Here is a 22,953-nt window from a genome sequence, read left to right as displayed (position 1 = left end):
TCCCTGCGCCTAGCCATGAAGCGGCGACGGCACAAGCCTAAGCCGCAGTCCCGCTCGATTTTCGGACATTCTGTTGCGCAATTGCCATAGCGGTTGGAAAGCCAGCTTCGAAGGTTGGCCATGCCTTAAGCGCGCGAATAGCGCTGCTCAGATGTCGGCGATTCGCTCCGGCCGCGCCGTGACGCTGTACCACATGCCGTTGCCGGTGATTTCCATGTCGGCCGTGCCGCGCATGTCCATCGGCACGATGCGGCGGAGAATATCGGTGCCGAAGCCCTTCCCTTCGACCACGGGTCGATCGCCGCGTTCGAACCGTTCGCGCCATTCGAACACCTGCATCCCATCATCGGTGCGGTGCCAGGTAAAGTCCACCTCGCCCACATCCGCGCCCAGTGCGCCATGCTTGATGGCATTGGTCGCAAGTTCGCCGATCATCAGCGTCACGATGAAGGCCCCGCGCGGAGAAAGCAGAAGGACGTCGTCCTGTTGCACTGTGATGCGATGGCTTGGCCGATCGCTGCGATACCCCGCCAGAACGCGCTGGACCAGTTCAGTCAGCGGAACGCTCTTCCACTCCTGATCCGCCAGCAGTTGTTGCATCGCGCCGAAGCTGCTGATCTTTTCCTGCAGCTTGCGGATCAGCGCATCCTTGTCCTTTGCATCCCTCCCGATCAGGGACACGAGCGAAGCGATCTGCGCGTACATGTTGCCCATGCGGTGCTTCAGTTCCGCATTGACGACTTGCAGATCGTCAATCGCCTGGCCCTGCTCTATCTCCACCATCGCACAGGCGGCAAGATCGGCCAGGATCGCACGCTCCCGCTCGCCAAAGCCTGCGCGCGGTTTGTCGTCGAGTACGCACAAGGTGCCGATGGCATGGCCGCCACCCGTCACCAGCGGTTGCCCCGCATAAAAGCGCAGTCCCGCTTCTCCGGTGACCAGCGGATTGTTCGCGAACCGTTCGTCTTCGCGCGCGTCGGGCACGATCATCATGTCATTAGGGTTGCGGATGGCGTGATCGCAAAAGGCGATGTCGCGGCTGGTCTGCGCAATGTCGGTGCCGTGCCGCGCCTTGAAATGCTGGGTGTCGCTATCGATCAGCGACACGAAGGCGAGTTTGACATCAAGCGTGTTGGCAGCCAATCGAGCGATCCGATCGAACCGCTCCTCGGCCCCGCTCTCCAGCAGTCCGGTCGCGTAGAGCGCTTTCAGACGCTGCTTTTCGGCCAAATCAAATTCCCCCGGCGCGCCAATCCCTTAGAACGAAGCGCGCCGCTCCTAGCGATGCAAGAACCTATAGCAAATCGCGCGTGCCGCGTACAGCGCACAAGACTCTGAGCGAATGCCGTCTGTCGCCGCCCGGGCAGCCCGGTCAGGCTGCCTCAGCGCGCCGCTCCGCCATCTCTTCGTTCAGCATTTCTGCGAGCAGGAATGCGAGTTCGAGCGATTGGGAGGCGTTGAGGCGCGGATCGCAATGGGTGCGGTAACGGTCCGCCAGCATGGCATCGGTCACCTCGGCTGCGCCGCCCGTGCATTCGGTCACGTTCTGGCCGGTCATCTCGATATGGATGCCGCCGGCATGCGTGCCTTCCGCGCGATGGACGTCGAAGAAGCCGCGCACTTCGCCCAGAATACGTTCGAATGGCCGCGTTTTCAGGCCGCTCGGGCTCTTGACGACATTGCCGTGCATCGGATCGCAGGACCACACCACCTTATGCCCCTCACGCTCCACCGCGCGCACGAGCGGCGGCAGGCCGGATGTCACCGTATCGTGACCGAACCGGCTGATGAGGGTAATGCGCCCCGCTTCACGCTCCGGATTGAGCACATCGAGCAGGCGAATGAGCGCGTCCGGCTCCAGGCTTGGCCCGCATTTCATGCCGATCGGATTGGAGAGGCCGCGCATGAATTCGACATGCGCAGAGCCCTCGAACCGGGTCCGGTCGCCGATCCAGAGAAAATGCGCGCTGGTGTCATAATGCGCGCCGCTTCGCTGATCGGCGCGGGTCAGCGCCTGCTCATAGGGCAGCAGCAGCGCTTCATGGCTGGTGTAGAAGGGCGTCGATTGCAGCTGCGGAATGCGATCGGGATCGATGCCGCAGGCGGCCATGAAGGCCAGCGCCTCATCGATCCGGTCTGCCATTTCGCCATAAGCCTTGGCCCATTTGCCCTGGCCCATGAAGTCGAGCGTCCACTGGTGCACCTTGGCGAGATTGGCATAGCCTCCCCCGGCGAAGGCGCGCAGCAGGTTGAGCGTCGCCGCCGCCTGACTGTAAGCGGATAGCATGCGCTGCGGATCGGGCTCGCGCGCGCCTTGCTCGAAATCGATCGCGTTGATGATATCGCCGCGATAGCTCGGCAGCTCGGCATCGCCCTGCACTTCCGTCGGCGCGGAGCGCGGCTTGGCGAATTGGCCCGCCATGCGCCCCACTTTCACCACCGGCAGCTTGCTGGCATAGGTGAGCACCACCGCCATCTGCAGGATGACGCGGAAGCTGTCGCGGATATTGTCCGGGTGGAATTCGGCAAAGCTCTCGGCGCAGTCGCCGCCCTGCAGCAGGAACGCCTCGCCTGCCTGCACCTTCGCCAGATCGGCCTTCAGTGCATCGATCTCTCCGGTGAAAACGAGCGGGGGATAGCTGGCCAGCGAGCCTTCGACCGCAGCGAGCGCTGCGCCGTCGCGATAGTCGGGCATCTGGATGCCCTCATGCTCGCGCCAGCTGTCCGGTGTCCACTGCGTCGTCATCGTTCATTCCCTATTTCGCGCGTCACCCCGCGCCTTTGGCTGCAATCTATATCATGCCCGCGCCCACGCATAGCGCGCCCGGCGATAGCTTTTCTTTATCACAGAAAGATGCGCAAGCGATCGGCCGGCAGGCGGTAGCGCCCGCCCCTCTTACTGCGCCTTCCCCTTTGCGGCCGGCGCCAGCTTGCCGCTCGGCATCGCGGCCGGTGCCTTGTCGACCGGCGTGATCGAGCCGGTTTTCTCCACATCGGTCGCCCCGTCGCGAATGCCGCGTCCGGTGGTGAGATAGGTGGCGAAGCTCGCCAGCCAGTGGCCGCCAGAATAATTCTTGCCGCTGACATTCTTCAGGCCGGCCTCGGCATGCTTATTGGCCGTCGCCAGCAGGGCCGCACGGCGCGTGTCGCCGGGCGGCAGCGCGCTTGCGATGCCGCGCAGCGCCCAGGCGCGCGAGAGGTTGAGCCCGTCCAGATGCACCAGCTTCCCGTCGGTGGGATCGCGCACCTCGCCCACTTCCAGCCAGTCGGTCGAACCGTCGCTCGGGATCCCCGGCAGAAACGCGGTCAGCCATACGCGATATTTATCGCGCGGCAGCACGCGGCGCATGAGATCCGCCTCTTCCAGGCAGGGCGAGAGGAAATCCTCGCCTGAGGGTTCGTAGCCGATCGGGCAATTCTCATCGTCGCCGTAGAACTCGATCGCCTTGTCCTTGACCATCTTGGCAAGGCCTGCATCGCCATGCTCCTGCGCGTAATCGAGCATCAGGCTGAAGGCGAACGCGGTCTGATTATGCGTGCCTTCACGGATCGGATAGGCCAGCTTCGGCAGCCAGTCCTTCAGCTTGTTGAGGATGACGGATTCCAGGGGCTTCAGGTTCTGGACCAGCTGCGCGGCCTTTTCGCCCTTGGGGCCACCGCGCGCCGCGATCTCCTCAAGCTCGGCATAGAGCTGCAGGAACCAGGCCATGCCATAGGGCCGTTCAAAGCTGTTACGCCCCTCGCCCATCAGATATTTGGCCTCGGCCTGAATATTCTCCGCCGTCAGGCTGCGCTCCAGCGCGGCTTCCGCGTCCGGCCCCATCGCGCCCAGCTTGTCCTGCCCCCACAGCCGCGCGAGCAGCCAATGACCGTGAACCGAGCTGTGCCAGTCATAGCAGCCGAAGAACGCCGGATGCAGCTGCTGCGGCGACTGCACGTCATTCGGACCGTTCAGGACATGGCTGATCTTGTTGGGATATTGCTTGTTCACGCAGTCGAGCGCCAGACGGGCGAAACGCTGCGCCTGATTGTCGGCCTCCATCTTGGTCATGCTGTCCTCAACACGGGGGGATTGCGCCGCGGTCGGCTCATCGGCGGCAGGCTGCGCGCCCTCGTCCTCGCTCGAAAAATTGCATGCTGCCAGGCCCGTCAGCAGCGGCAAGGCGATCAACAACCTGGTCTTCATCTTCAATTTTCCCGTTCGGCGCGTTTTGCAGGACCCTAGCGACCCATGCCCGCAGATTGAAGCGCCGCGGACGACGGAAGCGGTATTTTATCAAAGGCATCTACCTGAAGACGGCATCTTAACGCGGTCCACCGGCTGCGTCCCGCACTGGCACAGCAACAAAATGGCCCGCGCGGGGTGCGAAATTGCCGCCTAGAGAAACATCCAGCAGTATTGGGTGAGTTGGAAAAGCGTGATTCGCATAGCGAAAATCAGACTGACGAAAGCCGGCGTGGGGCCTCGCCAGCCCACCATCGGCGCACGCGAGTTGATCATCGCGCTCATCGCCTTTTCGCTCCTCGCCTTCGTGCCCGGCTTTGCGCAGATGAGCGCGGATGATCAGGCGTTGGTCGCCCCGGCACAACCGCCGCTGGGCGATGTGGAAAAGGCAGCAACCAATTTCCCCGGCTCCGCCTTCTTTTTCATGGATGAGGACAGCATTCCCTCCGCCGCACAGTGGCAGGAAGCCGTCGCGGCCAAGAGCGAAGACACCGCAAGCGATCTGCCGGTTCTGCCCGCCGGAGCCGCCAAGCCCTTCGCCATCAAGGCGGGCACCAGCGATTACAGCCGGGCCCTCCAATGCATGACGGACGCGATTTATTATGAAGCGGCGCTGGAACCCGATGCAGGCCAGGAAGCGGTGGCGCAGGTCATCCTCAACCGCGTGCGGCATCCCAGCTATCCCGGCACCGTCTGCGGCGTCGTCTATCAGGGATCAGAGCGCTGGACCGGTTGCCAGTTCAGCTATAGCTGCGACGGATCGATGGCGCGCGGCCGGGTGCCGCTCTACTGGAATCGCGCCCGCGCCGTTGCAGCCAAGGCGCTGAACGGATCGGTCTTCGCCCCTGCCGGACTCGCCACACATTATCACACCACCGAGGTGCATCCCTATTGGGCGCCGAGCCTGCATTTCATCGGCACCATCGGCGCGCATCGCTTCTATCGATTCCGCGGCCAGGCCGGCACCGAGGGCGCCTTCCTGCGCCGCTATGTCGGCGGCGAACCGCTGCCCGGTCCGCATGCCCGCCTGCCCCGGCCCACGCCGGAAAGCGATCTGCCCGATCCTATCGAGCTGCAACGCGATTACGAACGCCAGTTTGCCGCCGCCAAGGAACAAGCCGAACTCCAGGCCCGCAACCTTGCTTCGGCAGGCGTGGGCAATGGCAGCGCCCTCAAGCCTCAAGCGCTGAAACCCCGCAGCTTCGCCGCTCCAGAATATTCGGATGCCGCCAAGGCGCGTGGCGGCGAACAGGCCTTTGCCGCCACGAATCTTCCCGACAGCCGCATCAAGGCCGAATATCAGGCAAGCGGCAGCTGGAAAGACCCGGCCATGCGCGCAGTACGCTGAGATATTATACCGGGCAGCGATCGTATCGCCGTGCATCGCCGCCGCGCGAATACACCATCGAATTGCCGTCGGGATCGACCGCCAGCCGATCCCGCCGCAGCGTGGAGGCACCGCCCCAGGCCGTGATCCTCAGATCGACGATGATGCCATTGTCGCTCAGCTGGAGCACGGAAAGCGGCTCAGCATTGGCATCCGGAAACTGAATTTCCGATGCGCCGATGACGATCCGGTCCAGGCCCGGCCGGCCGCCGCAATCATCAATCTCATGCGCCCAGCGACCAAGGAATGGCACCGGCAGCACGGGCTGCGCTTCCGGCTCGGCCTCGGCAGCTTCGTTCGTCGGCTCATCGATCGGCGGCCCACCCGGATCGGGCGAGCCTGACGTATCGACATCGGCGGATTGATCGGACCCGGTGTCGGCTGGCTGGCAGGCTGTCAGAATTGCCAGAAGTAGAAGGCCGTGCCGCATGATCGCGATCCCGTCATGATAAAAAGTGCGGTCTAGCGCGGATCGGGCGCGTCGCAACGGATCATTGTCTGCACCGGCCCCTGGACCGAGTGATATCGTGCGGTGCCGTCCCCGTCAGCGCCAGAAAGATCGCACGAGCAGCCTCCCGGTCGCCGACTGTCTCCTGCAAGGTGATGGCGGCCTTATCTCCATCGATCCCTACATGCGTCACCGGCCCGCCTGTTTCGAAAAAGCGAACCTCGTGCGCCTTCACTTCCACATTCTGAAAGGTGGGATTGTAGGTGTTGTCACCTGCGCAGGCCTTGCGGTCGGGCGCATAGAGGCCGCGAAAGCGCTCGGGAACCGTCACCGCGGTTTGCGGGCTGCCGTCATTTTTGTCGGATGACGGCAAGGCCACCGGAGTGTCGGGCGAAGATACGCGATGATCCATCGGCGGCAATTCCGCTCCGCCCGGCTTTGCCGGATCATCCGGAGAAGCGGCGACCGGTCCGGGAATCTGCGGAGACGCAGCGCTCGTTGCCCCATCCGAACCACCGGCCCCATCGCCACCCGAACAGGCGGCGAGGATCAGGACAGCAAGCGCGGTAAATGCATTTCGAGCCATGTCGCCTGCAACGGACCGCTGCTTTAGCCGGTTCCTCCTACGGCCAGCTTCGCCACTTGCGCAGCCCCGCCCTAGCGATCACCGGAACGCGTTCCCATCTTGCGCGCTTCATCATCGGCGCGGGCGCCCGCTCCGCCGGTTGACATTTGCGAACATAAGCGGAACACGCAACTCCCATGGCACTTACCACAATTCAGGTGCGCGGCGCGCGCGAGCATAACCTCAAGGGCGTGGACGTGGATCTTCCGCGCGACAGCCTGATCGTCATCACCGGCCTGTCCGGTTCTGGCAAATCCAGCCTGGCGTTCGACACCATTTATGCCGAAGGGCAGCGGCGCTATGTGGAGAGCCTTTCCGCTTATGCGCGCCAGTTTCTGGAGATGATGCAGAAGCCGGATGTGGAGCATATCGAGGGTCTCTCCCCCGCCATCTCGATCGAGCAGAAGACGACGAGCCGCAACCCGCGCTCCACCGTCGCGACGGTAACCGAGATTTACGATTATATGCGCCTGCTCTGGGCGCGCGTGGGTGTGCCCTACAGCCCGGCGACCGGCGAGCCGATCACCGCGCAGACAGTCAGCCAGATGGTCGACCGGGTGATGGCGTTGAAGGATGGCACCCGCTTCTATTTGCTCGCCCCCGTGGTGCGCGGGCGCAAGGGCGAATATCGCAAGGAAATGGCCGAGTGGCGCAAGGCCGGCTTTACCCGCGTGCGCGTGGACGGCGAATTTTACGACATTGAGGACGCGCCGAGCCTCGACAAGAAATACAAGCACGACATCGAGGTGGTGATCGACCGGCTTGTGGTGCGCGAGGGGCAGGAAACGCGGCTGGCGGATAGCTTCGAGACAGCGCTAAGGCTGGCCGAGGGGCTGGCCTATGTCGATCTGGCGGATGGCACGGTGGCGGAGGCTCTAGAGCAAAGCGCGGGCCCGGATGCAGATACAGAGGCAGCGCAGACAAAGGGCGGTGCGATGAAAGGCGCCGGCGTGCCGGATAACCGCATCGTCTTCTCCGAAAAGTTTGCCTGCCCCGTCTCCGGCTTCACCATTCCGGAAATCGAGCCGCGGCTGTTCTCCTTCAATGCACCGCAAGGTGCCTGCCCGGCCTGCGACGGGCTGGGCGAGCGGCAGGAGTTCGATCCGCAGCTCGTGGTGCCCAATGAGCTACTGACGCTGAAAAAGGGCGCGGTGGTGCCTTGGGCCAAGTCCAACCCGCCCAGCCCTTATTATATGCAGGTGCTCGGCAGTCTCGCCAAAGCCTATGATTTCGATCTGGAGACACCCTGGCAGGATCTCAGCCATGAACAGCAGCAGGTGATCCTGCACGGCACCAAGGGCAAGAAGGTGAAGCTCACCTTCAAGGACGGGCGCAAGAGCTACAGCGTCGACAAGCCGTTCGAAGGCGTGATCGGCAATCTCCAGCGCCGCCTGATCCAGACCGAAAGTGCCTGGATGCGCGAGGAACTGTCGAAGTTCCAGACCGCGCAGCCCTGCGAAACCTGCCACGGCGCGCGCCTGCGGCCCGAGCCGTTGGCGGTGAAGATCGCGGGCGAGGATATCTCGATCAGCACGCGCCGCAGCGTGGTCGACGCACTGCAATGGTTCGAAGGCCTGCCCGAGCATCTGACCGATCAGCAGAACCAGATCGCCAAGGCCATCCTGAAGGAGATCGTCGAGCGGCTCGGATTCCTCAACAATGTCGGCCTCGACTATCTGAACCTGGACCGCACCAGCGGCACGCTGTCGGGCGGGGAAAGCCAGCGCATCCGCCTCGCCTCGCAGATCGGCAGCGGCCTTTCCGGCGTGCTCTACGTGCTGGACGAGCCCAGCATCGGCCTGCACCAGCGCGATAACGATCGGCTGCTCGAAACGCTCAAACGCCTGCGCGATCTCGGCAATACCGTGATCGTGGTGGAGCATGACGAGGACGCGATCCGCGCAGCCGATTATATTGTGGACATGGGCCCCGGCGCCGGCGTCCACGGCGGCGCGGTGGTGGCCGAGGGGACGCTGAAGCAGATCCTGAAGGCAAAGGGTTCGCTCACCGCCGATTATCTGACCGGCAAGCGCGAAATCGCCGTCCCGGAGACGCGCCGCAAGGGCAACGGGAAAAAACTCACCGTCCACGGCGCCACCGCCAACAATCTGAAGGACGTCACCGCCTCCGTTCCGCTGGGCACCTTCTGTTGCATTACCGGCGTTTCAGGTTCGGGCAAGTCCAGCTTCACGATCGATACGCTCTACGCCGCCGCCGCGCGCACGCTGAACGGCGCGCGCGTGATCGCGGGGCCGCACCGGAAGGTCACCGGTCTGCAGTATTGCGACAAGGTGATCGACATCGATCAGTCCCCCATCGGCCGCACCCCGCGCTCCAACCCCGCCACCTATACCGGCGCGTTCACCACCATCCGCGATTGGTTCGCCGGCCTGCCGGAGAGCAAGGCGCGCGGCTATACGCCGGGGCGCTTCAGCTTCAACGTCAAGGGCGGCCGGTGCGAGGCGTGCAAGGGCGACGGCGTCATCAAGATCGAGATGCACTTCCTGCCGGACGTCTATGTCGAATGCGAGGTGTGCAACGGCAAACGCTACAACCGCGAAACGCTGGAGGTGAAGTTCAAGGGCCACTCCATCGCCGATGTGCTGGACATGACGGTGGAAGACGCGGTCGAGTTCTTCAAGGCCGTGCCGCCGATCCGGGACCGGATGGCGATGCTGTACGAAGTGGGCCTGGGCTATATCAAGGTGGGCCAGCAGGCGACCACGCTTTCGGGCGGCGAGGCGCAGCGCGTGAAGCTCGCCAAGGAACTCGCCCGACGCTCCACCGGGCAGACGCTGTATATCCTGGACGAGCCGACCACCGGCCTGCATTTCGAGGATGTGCGCAAACTGCTCGAAGTGCTCCACCGCTTGGTGGAACAGGGCAACAGCGTGGTGGTGATCGAGCACAATCTGGACGTCATCAAGACCGCCGACTGGATCATCGACATGGGCCCCCTGGGCGGCGTCAACGGCGGCGAGGTGGTCGCCGAAGGCACGCCCGAACAGGTGGCGACGGAAGAAGGCAGCTTTACGGGCGCGTATCTGGAACACATGCTCGGGAAGTAGAACGGCGCGCGAAGCAAGCGCGGATCACCGCCCGCAGCGCGCCCCCTAAACCGCGAACGCCCCCTTCGGCAGCCGCCCGCGCAGCCAGTGGACGATAGCCGCGCCCTCCGCTTCGCCATAGCCGGGCGCGAGGGAGATGGTCTTGCCGCGATATTCGAACTGCACCGCGCCTTGATCGGGCCGGGAGTAGAAGCCTTCTTGCGCGCGTACATCGCGCACGCCCGCCTCGTCGGGGCCGATCTTGCTCGCCATGTCGGAAATCGCGTCCACGGCATGATCGGTGACATGGTGCAGCCCGAACAGCCACCGCGTGACGCGCAGCCGCCCGTCCGCCACCTCCAGCGTGACCGACCCGCCCATGCGCCATAGCGCCGCGAAGATCAGGCCGAGCGACAGCGGCACGATGAACATCGCGAACCGAGCCATATCGAGCCCGTCCGGCTCGCCCGGCCACAATTGCATCAAACCTGTCACCAAAGCGAGAAGCACAACCAGCGATGTCAGAACCGTCTGCCGAGCCAGCAACCGCGCCGGTATCCGCAGCCGCTCACCACGCGCCGAGCGTTCCAAGGAAAAGGAAGTGCCAGCGATGGTCGACTTGGAAGGTTGTGCCAGTTCCATGAAGTGAAACGCTAAGGCAGGCACCAAGCATAGTCAACGGATGGAGCTTTACGCGCACTCCATTCGGCAAACCGCGAACACCTCCTCCGGCAGGCGCCCGCGCAGCCAGTGGAAATATTAACTATCTAACAATATCGCCAGTTAAACTCCACTCTACTCAGTCTGATCATGCTGCTTCCTTAAACGACCAGTACCGTTTAACGTCCTGTTCAAACCGACCACTTTTAAACCATTGACTTTCTAAATAAGCTGAGCGGTAGTTCCCCACCTCGTCACCCATTTCAAGATTAAAATAGGGAACGTTGCCGCCCTTCGCCCATTCAATAAAATGAGCCCATTCTTCTTGCGCTGCGTTAACGATGCTCTTCCAAGATTCAGTTGTCTTTGGCTTGTTCCTGATATCCCAAAGTGTTATCCCAAATAGACATTTTGCAAATAGTTCAGGTCGATTCGCGATCACAGATTTGGAAAACCCCCCGCTGGCCGCAATTATCAAGTTCCACAACAACGCAATCCTATCGATGGTATAGTCCGAGATCACTTCCGAAAATTGGTTTTTTCCCTTTTTCGTAACTGATTTATCCGTAGCTTTAGCTAAGTTTCCATCCGCTAGCAATGCCAGTCTTCTAAAAAGCGCCCTATCGATAATTTGCATCGGGTCTATAAGACCTTCTTTTTCGGGAACGGTAAATTGGCCGGTCCTGTATTCGTAAAGCAGACCCGTTCGCAAAAATACTCTCGACATTATCTCGCGTTGAATGTTCATGTCGGCTTCTCGATCTGCTCGAATAACGCTAGTTTGCGTGTTCGTAGCGACCGATATCTTCTTTATAAGATCATGATGATTCGAAAGGTCTATATTTTTTAGATCGATAACCTTGAGTAGGACCTCCTTTCCGGCAAAAGCGGAGTTAACTTCTTTCTCCTCGATCGAACTATATATCTGCGCAAGCGTGAATGCTGTTTGACCTCCGTTCACAATTTGCGGTGAGGAAATAGTGATTTTCCCCTTTCCAACCTTCCCTATGCGGTCTGTGAACGAACTAGAGCGAGCTATCATAGTGATACCGTTGTTCAGTAACGCGAACTCTCCGAACCTGCTTGAGAGGATGGAGTCACGGATGCCCTCGTTAGTCCGTTGCTGCTGGTATTCTAAATAAGATCTTGGATTGTATCTTAGTATTGCATTCTTTTGGTTAGCCACCAGCTTTGCTACCTGAGCAGTAGGCACGAGCGCTAACAGTATGTTACAATTTCCAAATTCTGTAGTTACGGTCCTTAGCAGAGCAGTTTGTTGAGCGATATCCGAGAGGGTTAACTCGAAAGTTATCGTAGAACTGTAGTGCTGCTCAGCCGTCAAAGTTGGGAGAACAATTAGTTGATAAGCATGCTCGAAGGTGAAAATGCTTACCTCAAATGGCTTGAACAGAGCCTCTATGGCCTCTCTATGACGCTCTCTAACATTTGCAAGAATTACAACTTTGAAACTATACTCTGCTAAGTGCTCTATATTGCAAATATTTCGAATGAGTCCCTTTATTTTTCCATTAAACTCTTGGCCAAAGGTGTCTGTCTGGTGACCTTCGGAAATCCGGTCGATATGCATCTTTGCGATATCATCCAATCCGATCGATTTTTCTTCAAAGTTATCGGAGTTTGCACCAAACTTTGACTGGATAAACTCGACATACTTTTGCTCGTGGTCGATGAAATATCCATCGACGCCTCCATCACCAGGACCGTCGGTGATCAAAGCCTCTCTATCATTGAAGGATAGTATGCCTTTAACAGCGCTCAAATAACTATGGATGTAAGCGACTGATCTGGCTCTGACGAGATTAGTGATACTATAGAATGCCTCAGCATAAATTTTTTTCGTAGTATCGGTTTCACCCTGCGTGATAATTTCATCAAGTACCGACAGGAGGGATTTATACCTCATCGAGTTCTCTTCCGACAAAAAATTTGCCGGCAACACATTGGTCTTGTCCATTTTTCCCCCCAACTGATATGCCCAAATAACTAGTCGGGCATCGGCCGCCCGCCAACAATTTTCCTCTGTCCTACAGACCAAATACCGTAATATATGGTCGGTCCCCTGAGCTTCCGGAGGACCAATCATGCCGTCATTTCCTGTCATCGCCGATGCTGCCGCCGGCTCGGACGCGCTGCCGCCGGGTGGTTCGCTTGGGGCGGATCGCGGTGGCGCCGGATCGACGCTCCACCCGCTCCCCGCTACCCAACCGGGCCAAAGTACCACTTTGGACCGAACCCCCCGCGAGATGCGGCTGACGGGGTGGACGCCGCAATCGAAGCGGATGTTTCTGGAGGCGCTCGCGCGGTGCGGGAATGTGCGCAATGCGGCCGCCTTCGTCTCGATGAGCCGGGAGGGGGCGTATCAGCTTCGGCGGCGGGACCGGGCGTTCGCGCTCGCCTGGGAAGGGGCGCTGGTGCAGGCGCGCGAGCTGGCCGAGGACGTGCTGCAGGACAAGGCGCTGAACGGCATCGTCGAACAGCTTTCCTATCATGGCGAGGTGGTAGACACGCGCACGCGGTTCGACGGGCGGCTGTTGCTGGCGCTGCTCGGCCGGCTCGACAAGCGCGCGGAAAGCCGGGCGGCGGCGCTGGGTGCGGAGCGGTTCGACGATCTGCTGCATGCGATTGGCGCGGGCGAGGATGCGGGCGCGCTGCTGGAGGCGCCCGAGGCGGACGCGCGCTCCGCCGGGGCCGGGGTTGCGGCAGGGAGTGGCGTTGGCGCGGCTGCCGAGGAAGAGGACCCGCATTTGATTTGGGAGCAGGACGGGGAATGGTGGACCGACTATCCCCCGCCGCCGGACTTCGACGGCTATGAACAGGGCTGTTACGGCGATGAGGATTACAGCCGTTCTTTAAGCGAGGAAGAGCTGGAAGCGATCGGCGACGAGGAGGCGGCGGACGAGCGCCTCGCGCGGGCCGAGGCGCAGCGCCGCGCCGCCTTCGGGCTGGACGGGGCCGAGGCGGGCGGGGATGGGCCTCATGAAAAAGCGCCTCTGGACAGTGTGAAGCCGTGTGAAGCGGGCGGGAGCCGTCCGGGTAGCCCACGCGTTGAAGACGGGCATCCACCCAAAGGAGCCTCTCCCCATGACCGACACCAATGTACGCCTTCCCCTCATCCCCCCGGCCCAGCTCAGCGAGGAGCAGAAGCCGCTCTATGAGGACATGAAGAAGGGCATCTCCAGTGACTTCGCCGCCTTCCAGACGATGGTGCAGGACGGGCCGAACGAGGGCGCGCTGATCGGCCCGTGGAACCCCTGGCTGCACGAACCGCGCATCGGCCGCGCGATCTGGGACCTGACCGAGGCGATGACGGCGGAGGCCAGCCTGCCGGAACCGGTGCGGCAGGTCGTCATTCTGGTGGTCGGCGCGCATTTCGATGCGGCGTATGAGCTCTATGCCCACATCGCCGTCGCCGAAAAGGTGGGCATGGAGGACGCGCGGCTCGCCAGCCTGTGCAGCGGCATCAAGCCCGGCGATCTCAGCAAGGAGGAAAGCGCGGGATACGACGTTGCCTTCGCGCTGGTGAACGGCGGCACCCTGCCCCGCCCGGCCTGGGACCAGGCGGTGAACCTGTTCGGCCAGCATGGAGCGAACGAGATGGTCTATCTCGTCGGGCTCTACTGCATGGTCTCGATGACGCTGAACGGCTTTGCAGTGGGCGTGCCCGAAGACGCCTGAGCGGCGCGCGGGAACCGGTGGTGCGGGCGGGCCGTTGCCGATCCGTAACCACCGGCCCCTTTGCGGGCCACCCAAGCGGGAGATAGCAAGATGACGATCACGACAAAGGGCGCCCTGGCGCTCGGCATCCTGGGCGCGGCGACAGCCCTTGGCGGCTGCGCCACGCTGGCCGATACGGTGGGCGAGAGCTACAACACCGCGCTCGTCGGCCAGCAGGAGGTGCCCGGCCCCGGCGATCCGGACGGCACCGGCACCGCGAAGGTGACGGCGGACGCGACGCTGAACCAGGTCTGCTACGATCTGACCGTTCAGAACATCAGCCGCCCAACGGCTGCGCATATCCACAAGGGCGCACGCGGTGTTTCAGGCCCGCCCGTGCTGACGCTCGATGCGCCCACCAATGGCGCCTCAAGCGGGTGCCTAAAGGTGGACAAGGCTGTGGCGGCATCGATCATCGCCGATCCGTCCATGTACTATGTCAATGTGCACACCGCGGACTATCCCAACGGCGCGATCCGCGGGCAGCTGTGACGCCCGCCGCAATGGTTGTTGGTTGATCGGCAGCTTTGCGCCATAGCGCGCGAATGACCGATACGCCTCGCCCGAACCGCCCAGCGCCGCCTGCCATCGTTCTCGTCCGCCCACAGCTGGGCGAGAATATCGGCAAGGCGGCGCGGGCCATGCTGAATTTCGGCCTTACCGACATGCGGCTGGTCGCGCCGCGCGACGGCTGGCCGAACCCGTCCGCCGGCCCGGCGGCGAGCGGGGCCGATGTGGTGCTGGAACGCGCGCAAGTCTTCGACACGGTGGCCGAAGCGGTAGGCGACTGCGCGCATGTCTACGCTACCACTGTGCGCAAGCGCGGCGTCACCAAGCCCGTGCTGACGCCCGAGGCGGCGGCGAAGGAATGGATTGGTGCCAGCGGCGGCAGCGCGATCCTGTTCGGCCCCGAACGTTCCGGCCTGGAGACCGAGGATCTTGCGCTCGCCCGCGCGATCGTGACGGTGCCGATCAATCCGGAGTTCGGATCGCTCAATTTGGCGCAGGCGGTGATCCTGACGGCCTATGAATGGTCCAAGCACGACGCGTCGCTGGCGCAGCCCACGCGCGTGGAGGATGAGCCCCCTGCCCCGCAGGAGGAACTAGAAGGCCTGATCGCCCATCTCGACGGTTTACTGGAGGAACGCGGCTATTTCCAGCCGATCGACCGCGCGCCCGCCACGCGGCGCATGCTACGCACGTTGCTGACTCAGCCGTGCTGGAACAGCGGCCAGGTACGCTCCATGCGCGGCGTGCTCAGCAGGCTGGAGCGCCGCCCGATCGAGAGCGACTAACGCGCGTCGAAACGCTTCAATTCATAAGCGATCGAGCTTTCGACCAGTTGATCCCACAGCGCGCGGATCACGTCTTCAGGCAAACCCGCAGCCGCCGCACGCTCCGCTGCCGCGTCGATGACCGCCGCCTTGCGCGGTTCGTCTCGTACCGCGCCGCGCTCCGGCTTGATGCGAGCCGCGGCATCCATATAACCGAAGCGCCGGACGAGCAGGTCCACCAGCGCGCGGTCCACCGCATCCACGCCTTCGCGTACCTCCACCATGGTGGTGCAGTCCGCAGGATCGATCGTTAATTCGGTCAAGGTCATGGGCATTCCTCTAGCATCGCAGCAGGCGATGTCGAGGGAGAGCGGAGCAAGTAAATTGACCTTCATAGCCCGAATACGTACTGTCTTCCTGGTACTAGGAGGATGATGCTCATGCTAATGTCGCTTATTTTGCTCGCAGGTGCAGGAATGGTCCAAATGCCCGCTACGCCTGACGCAATCGAAGAAGGTTCAGATTATCGTCTTGTTGTTTCGCCCGCGGCGAGAGCGGCCATCATCAATGAGAGCTCCGACGTCGAGGCGCTGTGTTACCAGGGGCGGCCGAAGCATCGACGCTTCGGGAAATCGGCTATTCGGATTTGCCTCACCCGTGATGAATGGAAGGCTGTCGATCAAAACATGGACGAAACTGGGCCCAGCGTTCGGGATTACCCCAGGCTCCAATATCGCACCGAAGTCTATCCTACGCCCTGACACGCCATATCGAACTGCATCTCGTTCAGGCCTGCCGTTGACTTCTGTGCGCGCGCGCTTTATCCGCGCGCCTTCGCAATGGGCTCCGCACCCCGGTGAAGCGGCGGCCGCGCTCTGTTTCTGGCAGGGCGGTGCGATACCGGGACCAACGTCAAAGCATATTGGAGATGCATTATGTCGAAGCGCAAATCTTCGAAGTATAAACTCGATCGCCGTATGGGCGAGAACATCTGGGGCCGTCCGAAGTCCCCGGTCAACCGCCGCGAATATGGCCCCGGCCAGCACGGTCAGCGCCGCAAGGGCAAGCTGAGCGACTTCGGCATCCAGCTGCGCGCCAAGCAGAAGCTCAAGGGCTATTATGGCGACGTGACCGAGAAGCAGTTCAAGCGCGCCTATACCGATGCGAGCAACATGAAGGGCGATACCGGCCAGAACCTGATCGGCCTGCTCGAGCGTCGCCTCGACATGGTGGTGTACCGCGCCAAGTTCGCCCCCACCATCTTCGCCGCCCGTCAGCTCGTTAGCCACGGCCACATCCGCGTGAATGGCGTGAAGTGCAACATCGCCAGCCGTCAGATCGCCGTCGGTGACGAGATCAGCCTGGGTGACAAGGCCAAGGAAATGGCACTGGTCATCGAAGCGCAGGGCCTCGCCGAGCGCGACGTGCCGGACTATGTTTCGGCCAGCGGCAACGACAAGGTCAGCTTCGTTCGCGTCCCCACGCTGGACGAGGTGCCCTACCCCGTGAAGATGGAACCGAACCTGGTCGTCGAGTTCTACTCGCGCTGATCAGCTCCACACCGAGATTACAAAGGGCGGTCCGCTTGGGCCGCCCTTTTTCGTTTGAGCAGATGCGCGGCGGCGTGCGGCGGTGTGCCGAACGACTTAAGCCCGGCGCGCGCGCCTTGCTCCCCTTCCCGCCCTCTGCCAGATTGGGCGCAAAGCGCTATCGCTCCTGAGAGGAAATTCATGAAAGCCCATCTGCTTGCCGCCGCCGCCGTCACGACGCTTGCCGCCTGCACCCATGTGCCCGATGCCGCCACCGCCAGCCTCGATCAGCTTACCGGCCGCACCCCGATGGGCGGCGATATGGAGGTTGCGGATGCAGGCACCATTGCGCCGCCGCAACTGTCCGAACAGACGATGAAGGATGTGACGCGCGAGCTATCCTCGGATGAATATCAGGGCCGCGCGCCGGGCACGATCGGCGAAGAAAAGACCAAGGCGCTGCTGGTGAAGCGCTTCCGGCAAGCCGGTCTGCAGCCGGGCAACGATGGCAGCTGGTTTCAGGAAGTGCCGCTGGTGGAGATCGCCGCCAAGCAGTTCTCCCCGCTCACCGTTACCGGCGGCAAGCAGCCGCTCAGCTTCCAACAGGGCAGCGATTTCGTGGCCGTCACCTATCGGGAGAAGCCGCAGATCGATCTGAACGATAGCGAGCTGGTGTTCGTCGGATATGGCATCAACGCGCCGGAGCGCGGCTGGAATGATTATGCCGGGATCGACATGACCGGCAAGACGGCGGTGATCCTCATCAACGATGCGGATTTCGGCACGGAGAGCCTGGACGGCCCCTTCGGCGGGCGGGCGATGACCTATTATGGCCGCTGGACCTACAAGTTCGAAGAGGCGGCGCATCAGGGTGCGGCGGCGGCGCTGATCATCCACGATACCGCGCCCGCGGCCTATGGCTGGAACGTGGTGGAATCCAGCTGGACGGGCCCGCAATATCTCGCCCAGTCGGACGATGGCGGGGCAGACCAGACCAAGGTGAACGGCTGGATCCAGAAAGCGGCGGCTGAAAAAATCTTTGCCAATGCGGGCAAGGATCTGGGGCAGATGATGCAGGCCGCACGGCAAAAGGGCTTCCAGGCGGTGCCGCTGGGAGAACGCGCTTCGCTGTCGTTCGAGAACGATATCGAGCGCACCCTGTCCAACAACATCGTCGGCATCCTGCCCGGTGCCACGCGGCCCGACGAATATGTGCTCTACACCGCGCACTGGGATCATCTCGGCATCTGCAAGCCCGCACCCGATGGCGACGATATCTGCAATGGCGCGGTCGACAACGCCACCGGCACCGCCGCGCTGGTCGCGCTGGCCGAGGCGCAGGCGAAGGCCGGTCACCCGGACCGCTCGATCGTCTTTCTGGCCGTCACCGCCGAGGAATCGGGCCTGCTCGGTTCGCAATATTATGCCGATCACCCGATCTATCCGCTGGCGAAGACAGTGGGCGGCGTAAACATGGACGCCTTCTCCATGGCTGGCCCGGCGAAAAACCTCACAGTTATCGGCATGGGCAAGAGCGATCTCGATCGCTATCTGAACGCCGCCGCGCAGGCCGAGGGCCGCACGCCCGAAGCGGAGCCGACGCCGGAGAAGGGCTATTACTACCGATCGGACCATTTCAGCCTCGCCAAAAAAGGCGTGCCGATGGTCTATTTCGAGGGCGGCGAGGATCTAGTGAACGGCGGCCGCGCAGCCGGCGCGGCGGCGGCCACCGATTATGTCGAAAACCGCTATCATGGGCCCAAGGACGAATATAATCCCAACTGGAACTGGGCGGGCGTGATGGCGGACCTGCGCCTCTATTACCGCATCGGCCGCGAACTGGCGATGACGAGCGACTGGCCGAACTGGGTTCCGGGAGACGAATTCCGCGCCACCCGCGACGAGACGGCGGACCAGCGAAAATAACGACCCTCGGCGCCGTTCGGGCGTGCGAACAGTAAGTAGAGACCCAATCTGACTATGACCTCCACCTTCCTCCCCCCCGCCGAATGGGCCCCGCATGACGCCGTCTGGATCGGCTTTCCCGGCAATCCCGAAGAATGGCCCGCAGAGCTGGCGGAAGCGCAGAGAAACGTCGCGGCCTTTGCCGATGCCGTCCATGCGGGCGGCAAGGGCGAGCGGGTGGAGCTGATCGCGCGCAGCGATGCCGATGCCGAAACCGCGCAAAAGCTCGTCGGCCCGGGCGTGAACGTCTCCGTCATCCCCTTCGGCGATATCTGGCTGCGCGATACCGGGCCGATCGTGGTGAGCGACGGCACGAGCCTTCGCGCGCGCGGCTTCGGCTTCAACGGCTGGGGCGGCAAATATGTGATGGCGGGCGACGAGATCGTGCCCGAAACGCTCAGCGAACGCGCCGGCCTTCCGTTCGACGCGAACGACTGGATCCTCGAAGGCGGCGCCATCGACGGCGACGGCACCGGCCTTGCCGTCACCACCGCGCAGTGCCTCCTCCACCCCAACCGCAATTCCGGTGTGCTGCAGGAGGATATCGAGCGCTGGCTGGCGAGCGACCTCGGCATCGATCGCCTCCTCTGGCTCGGCCAGGGCCTCATGAACGATCATACCGACGGGCATGTCGACAATCTCGCGCGCTTCGTGGCGCCTGGCGTGCTCGCCATTCCCGAGCCCGCGGGCAGCTCCGATCCCAACCGGGACGTTTATGCCGATGCCGCCCGCCGCGCCCGCGCCTTCGGCGTGGAGGTGACCACCCTGCCCTCGCCCGGCCGGTTCGAACACGACGGGGAGATCGTGCCTGCCAGTTACATGAACTTCTACATCGGCAATGCCGCCGTGGTCGTCCCCACCTATGGCCGCCCCAATGACGATGCCGCGGTCCGCGCGATCGGCGCGCTGTTTCCGGACCGCGAAGCCGTCGGCGTGGACGCACAGGGCGTCATTCGCGGCGGCGGCTCCTTTCACTGCTGCAGCCAGCAAGTTCCCGCGCTATAGCCACGGGCGGAAAAGGACAGTTGAGAGGAAAGCCCATGAAGAACTGGATCATCGCCGCGGCGCTCGCCGCCATCCCGCTAGCCGGGGCGCAGGCGCAGGACGCCGTCACCCCCACCATGTCCGCCGAAGCGCGCGATCAGCTCGATCAGGTACTGCGCGGCGAATGGCGGAGCAAGGACAGCGCGCGCGACGTCTATCGCCACCCGGCTGAAACGCTAGCCTTTTTCGATGTCGAACCCGACATGACCGTGGTGGAATACGCCCCGGGCGGCGGCTGGTACAGCGACATCCTGGCGCCCTATTTGGCGGAAAAGGGCCGCTTTATCGCAGTGCAGCTTCCCGATGCCGATGGCGTGCCGGAGGGCTATCGGAAGAACGCCGCTGCGGGCGCCGCTGCTTTCCCGGGCAAACTGGCGGAGCGCACCGGCCTCTCCGCCCAAGGTATCCCGTCCTATGTCGGCGGCGATCTGCCCGAAAGCCTCGACGATACGGTGGACCGCGTTCTCGTCATCCGCATGATGCACAATCTGATGCGTTGGGGCGTCGCCGACCGCGAACTCGCCGAATGGCGCCGCGTGCTGAAGCCGGGCGGCATGCTCGGCATCGTCCAGCACCGTGCCAAACCCGATGCCAGCGCAGACTATGCGAACGGCACCAAGGGCTATCTGCGCGAACAGGACGTGATCGATTTCGTCCAGTCGCAAGGCTTCGAACTGGTCGGCAAGAGCGAGGCCAATGCCAATCCCGCGGATAGCGCGGACTGGGAAAACGGCGTCTGGACGCTGCCCCCTAGCCTCGCCCTGAAGGATCAGGATCGCGCGAAATATGAAGGGATCGGCGAAAGCGATCGCATGACTTTGCTCTTCCGCAAGCGGCCCTGACGCCCACGATAAAATCATATTAACCAATCAGGGTTAGCTCCGAGGGCCTGTTTCATGGGGAGCGGCCCTTGGCCCTGACGGTTAGTTTCTTCGATGTCATGACGGCGCTGATTGCCGCGCTCGCGGTGCTCGCCTGCATATGCTTCGCCGTGATGCGGGGTCGCTGGGCCTTGGCTTGGTTGGCCGCGTCGCTGGTGATCGGCGCCGCTGAAATGCAGGCGATGAAAATTATTGATTATGGCGCCGTCATCGTCGCCATAATCACCTTTACCGTACCGATTGCGCATTGGTGTTTCGCCCAGGCTCTGCGTGCGACGGTGAACGCCGGGCTGTCGAGCAGGTGGTTGAACGGCGCGATTGCCGCATTGATCGGCCTGTCGCTGGCAATGTTGGCAGCCGGGGCCGACGCCTTCTGGCAGACCCTGCCCTTTCAGATTGCGGCGGTGATCACAGTGTGCGACGGAGCGCGCTGCATCGCGCAGCGGCGCAGCTCGTTTCTCGACGGCGCGATCGTGGTCACACAAATCTGTGTCGCGCTGATGCTCTTGCTGCGCGTCCCGATCCTGTCACCGATCCTCGGCGGACATTCCCACTTCTCTACGGCCACGCAGGATGCGCTTCTGAGCGATATGCTGACCGCCTGGGCGATCCTCGGCCCGATATCCGTTGCGCTGCTGATCGCCAAAGTGGTCGGCGGAATGGTATCCAGTTATCGCAGCCGCGCCGAGCGCGACGACCTTACCGGCTTGCTCAATCGCGTTGCCTTCAATGAACATTTGGAAGCGTGCCAGGACGGCGCACTTATCCTGTGCGACATCGATCATTTCAAATCGATCAACGACAATTTCGGGCACCCAGTCGGAGACAGGGTCATTTGTCGTCTCTCGCAAATCCTGGCCAGCCAGCGCGGCCCTGCCGCCCGCATTGGTGGAGAGGAATTTGCACTGCTTTTGCCCGGCGCTACCATGGGCGATGCCCTGCATTCCGCCGAGGCAGCGCGAATGGCATTCCGGATCGCTATTCGCTCCGACCTGCCCGAAGCAGGCGCTGTCAGCGCCAGCTTTGGCATCGCGCCAATTAGGAGTGGAACCAGTGTCCAGCAGGTGCTGGCCGAGGCCGATGATGCTCTTTATCGCAGCAAGAAGCAGGGTCGCGACCGCGTTTCAATCTATCAGACCGTCAAACCCGAAAACCAGCGATCTGGCTGCCTGCCGCGGCCTGAACGATCTTGCTTTCTGCCGAACCGGGTCGACGCTACAGACGCCTGACGTTCAGTCGGCGTCGAAATCGTCCTGCTGGGCAATGCTCATTGTAAAACGGCGATCCTCTCCCGGCGCGAGCAACCGGCTGGCCGGCTTCTCTCGGAAATCACCTTCCCAATTCTGCGGCTCGGAAATTCCGGACCAAGGCTCGATACACAGGAACGGCGCACCCGGTTTTGTCCAGATGCCGAGAACATCCATGTCCGGAAAGGCTATATCCAGCGCAGGCTGGCCCGGCGCGCCATAGCGTACAAAGCGGCTTTCGATGCCGCTGAAGATCATCGCATCCTCTTCAAACTGGCGATCATCCGGGGCCAAGATATTATCAGCGATAGGGGTTGGCAGAGCTTCGGGACGCAGAAAACCTTCCGCATCGATGCGGCGCAACGGGACAATCTCCCCCTTTCCGAAACGGATCCGGTGGGCACTGCGCGGCGCATTGAAAGGCAGCGGCCAGCGAAAAGCAGGGTGAAAACCGAAGGAGAAGGGCATGGCATCCTCTCCCGTATTTCTCACCGTTGCGGTAATCGACAGCTCCGAATCTTGAAGGACGAAATGTACTTCCAGCACGAAGGCGAACGGATAGAGTGCGCGGGTTTCTGAATCGTCACGCAAGGTAAAGGTGGCGGCACCGGGCTGGTGCTGTGCAACCTCAAACAGCCTGTCGCGCGCGAATCCATGTTTCGGCATGTCATAATGCCGACCGTCCAACCGATAACCACCATTGTGGAGCGTCCCGATTACCGGGAACAAGATCGGCGCTCTGCCTTTCCAGTAACGAGGATCTCCATGCCACAGGAGATCCCGCCCCTCCCCATCGACCAGCGACTGCAACTCCGCTCCGCGCTTAGAGACGGTGGCGGTGAAGCCGGACGATGCAAGAGAAATTAGGTTGCGCATAGGCGCCCCT

Annotated in this window: 20 protein-coding genes; 11 read left to right on the top strand and 9 right to left on the bottom strand. The window is 62.3% G+C overall.

All coding sequences use genetic code 11. The features are described 5' to 3' along the window. Positions 1-147: 147 nt before the first annotated feature. The 3 genes from I6A82_RS08760 to I6A82_RS08750 form a co-directional block, all read right to left on the bottom strand. Complete coding sequence (locus tag I6A82_RS08760) at positions 148-1,230, bottom strand: sensor histidine kinase (protein WP_198094547.1); 1,083 nt, start codon at positions 1,228-1,230, stop codon at positions 148-150. 142 nt (positions 1,231-1,372) lie between these two features. Beyond that, positions 1,373-2,746, bottom strand: a complete 1,374-nt coding sequence (locus tag I6A82_RS08755) for a class II 3-deoxy-7-phosphoheptulonate synthase (protein WP_198094546.1) — start codon at positions 2,744-2,746, stop codon at positions 1,373-1,375. Positions 2,747-2,896: 150 nt separating this feature from the next. Beyond that, the gene (locus tag I6A82_RS08750; protein ID WP_232343374.1) at positions 2,897-4,186 is read right to left on the bottom strand and encodes a DUF2891 domain-containing protein; all 1,290 of its coding nucleotides are present in this window, start codon (positions 4,184-4,186) and stop codon (positions 2,897-2,899) included. A 271-nt stretch (positions 4,187-4,457) separates the two neighbouring features. Between I6A82_RS08750 and I6A82_RS08745 the strand changes: the two genes are divergently transcribed. Beyond that, a complete protein-coding gene (locus I6A82_RS08745; RefSeq protein WP_332310953.1) occupies positions 4,458-5,573 on the top strand; it encodes a cell wall hydrolase in 1,116 nt (371 codons plus the stop codon). 4 nt (positions 5,574-5,577) lie between these two features. Here the strand turns inward: I6A82_RS08745 and I6A82_RS08740 are convergent, their stop codons facing one another. Continuing rightward, positions 5,578-6,042 carry a hypothetical protein gene (locus I6A82_RS08740; protein ID WP_198094545.1) on the bottom strand — a complete coding sequence of 155 codons (465 nt, stop codon included), beginning with the start codon at positions 6,040-6,042 and terminating at the stop codon, positions 5,578-5,580. Positions 6,043-6,103: 61 nt separating this feature from the next. Next, entirely contained in the window at positions 6,104-6,646 is a 543-nt protein-coding gene (locus tag I6A82_RS08735; RefSeq protein ID WP_198094544.1) for a hypothetical protein, read from the bottom strand. 176 nt (positions 6,647-6,822) lie between these two features. On the opposite strand from I6A82_RS08735, the gene uvrA reads away from it, so the two are divergent. After that, positions 6,823-9,753, top strand: a complete 2,931-nt coding sequence (gene uvrA, locus I6A82_RS08730; RefSeq protein WP_198094543.1) for an excinuclease ABC subunit UvrA — start codon at positions 6,823-6,825, stop codon at positions 9,751-9,753. A gap of 45 nt (positions 9,754-9,798) precedes the next feature. Here the strand turns inward: uvrA and I6A82_RS08725 are convergent, their stop codons facing one another. Together I6A82_RS08725 and I6A82_RS08720 are read right to left on the bottom strand one after the other, a co-directional pair. Next, positions 9,799-10,374: a hypothetical protein gene (locus I6A82_RS08725; RefSeq protein ID WP_198094542.1), complete on the bottom strand. Its 576-nt coding sequence runs from the start codon at positions 10,372-10,374 to the stop codon at positions 9,799-9,801. A gap of 166 nt (positions 10,375-10,540) precedes the next feature. Next, complete coding sequence (locus I6A82_RS08720; RefSeq protein WP_198094541.1) at positions 10,541-12,367, bottom strand: AIPR family protein; 1,827 nt, start codon at positions 12,365-12,367, stop codon at positions 10,541-10,543. Positions 12,368-12,494: 127 nt separating this feature from the next. Between I6A82_RS08720 and I6A82_RS08715 the strand changes: the two genes are divergently transcribed. The 4 genes from I6A82_RS08715 (at position 12,495) to I6A82_RS08700 (ending at position 15,422) form a co-directional block, all read left to right on the top strand. Continuing rightward, on the top strand, positions 12,495-13,568 hold the full coding sequence (locus tag I6A82_RS08715; RefSeq protein WP_198094540.1) for a hypothetical protein: 1,074 nt from the start codon (positions 12,495-12,497) through the stop codon (positions 13,566-13,568). Continuing rightward, the gene (locus I6A82_RS08710; protein ID WP_198094539.1) at positions 13,495-14,088 is read left to right on the top strand and encodes a carboxymuconolactone decarboxylase family protein; all 594 of its coding nucleotides are present in this window, start codon (positions 13,495-13,497) and stop codon (positions 14,086-14,088) included. The genes I6A82_RS08715 and I6A82_RS08710 overlap by 74 nt, the downstream gene beginning before the upstream one ends. 90 nt (positions 14,089-14,178) lie before the next feature. After that, positions 14,179-14,619, top strand: coding sequence for a CHRD domain-containing protein (locus I6A82_RS08705; RefSeq protein WP_187335960.1), 441 nt, complete (start codon positions 14,179-14,181; stop codon positions 14,617-14,619). Between the two features lie 53 nt (positions 14,620-14,672). Further along, a complete protein-coding gene (locus I6A82_RS08700) occupies positions 14,673-15,422 on the top strand; it encodes an RNA methyltransferase (protein WP_198094538.1) in 750 nt (249 codons plus the stop codon). On the opposite strand, the gene I6A82_RS08695 is transcribed toward I6A82_RS08700, so the two are convergent. Then, positions 15,419-15,730 (bottom strand): chorismate mutase, encoded by a 312-nt coding sequence (locus I6A82_RS08695; RefSeq protein WP_198094537.1) that lies wholly within the window; start codon positions 15,728-15,730, stop codon positions 15,419-15,421. The genes I6A82_RS08700 and I6A82_RS08695 overlap by 4 nt on opposite strands. 606 nt (positions 15,731-16,336) lie before the next feature. Here I6A82_RS08695 and rpsD point away from each other — a divergent pair. From rpsD to I6A82_RS08670, 5 genes are all read left to right on the top strand, one after another. After that, entirely contained in the window at positions 16,337-16,951 is a 615-nt protein-coding gene (gene rpsD, locus I6A82_RS08690; RefSeq protein ID WP_198094536.1) for a 30S ribosomal protein S4, read from the top strand. Between the two features lie 180 nt (positions 16,952-17,131). Next, positions 17,132-18,856, top strand: a complete 1,725-nt coding sequence (locus tag I6A82_RS08685; protein ID WP_198094535.1) for a M28 family metallopeptidase — start codon at positions 17,132-17,134, stop codon at positions 18,854-18,856. Positions 18,857-18,910: 54 nt separating this feature from the next. Continuing rightward, positions 18,911-19,900: an agmatine deiminase family protein gene (locus tag I6A82_RS08680; protein WP_198094534.1), complete on the top strand. Its 990-nt coding sequence runs from the start codon at positions 18,911-18,913 to the stop codon at positions 19,898-19,900. Between the two features lie 35 nt (positions 19,901-19,935). After that, positions 19,936-20,781, top strand: a complete 846-nt coding sequence (locus I6A82_RS08675; RefSeq protein ID WP_198094533.1) for a class I SAM-dependent methyltransferase — start codon at positions 19,936-19,938, stop codon at positions 20,779-20,781. 98 nt (positions 20,782-20,879) lie between these two features. After that, complete coding sequence (locus I6A82_RS08670) at positions 20,880-22,049, top strand: GGDEF domain-containing protein (protein WP_198094532.1); 1,170 nt, start codon at positions 20,880-20,882, stop codon at positions 22,047-22,049. A gap of 3 nt (positions 22,050-22,052) precedes the next feature. On the opposite strand, the gene I6A82_RS08665 is transcribed toward I6A82_RS08670, so the two are convergent. Continuing rightward, a complete protein-coding gene (locus tag I6A82_RS08665; RefSeq protein ID WP_198094531.1) occupies positions 22,053-22,943 on the bottom strand; it encodes an aldose 1-epimerase family protein in 891 nt (296 codons plus the stop codon). Between the last annotated feature and the right edge of the window lie 10 nt (positions 22,944-22,953).

This window comes from Novosphingopyxis sp. YJ-S2-01 (assembly GCF_016093175.1).
Classification (GTDB): Bacteria; Pseudomonadota; Alphaproteobacteria; order Sphingomonadales; family Sphingomonadaceae; genus Novosphingopyxis; species Novosphingopyxis iocasae.
This window is presented reverse-complemented; position numbering and strand designations above follow the sequence as displayed.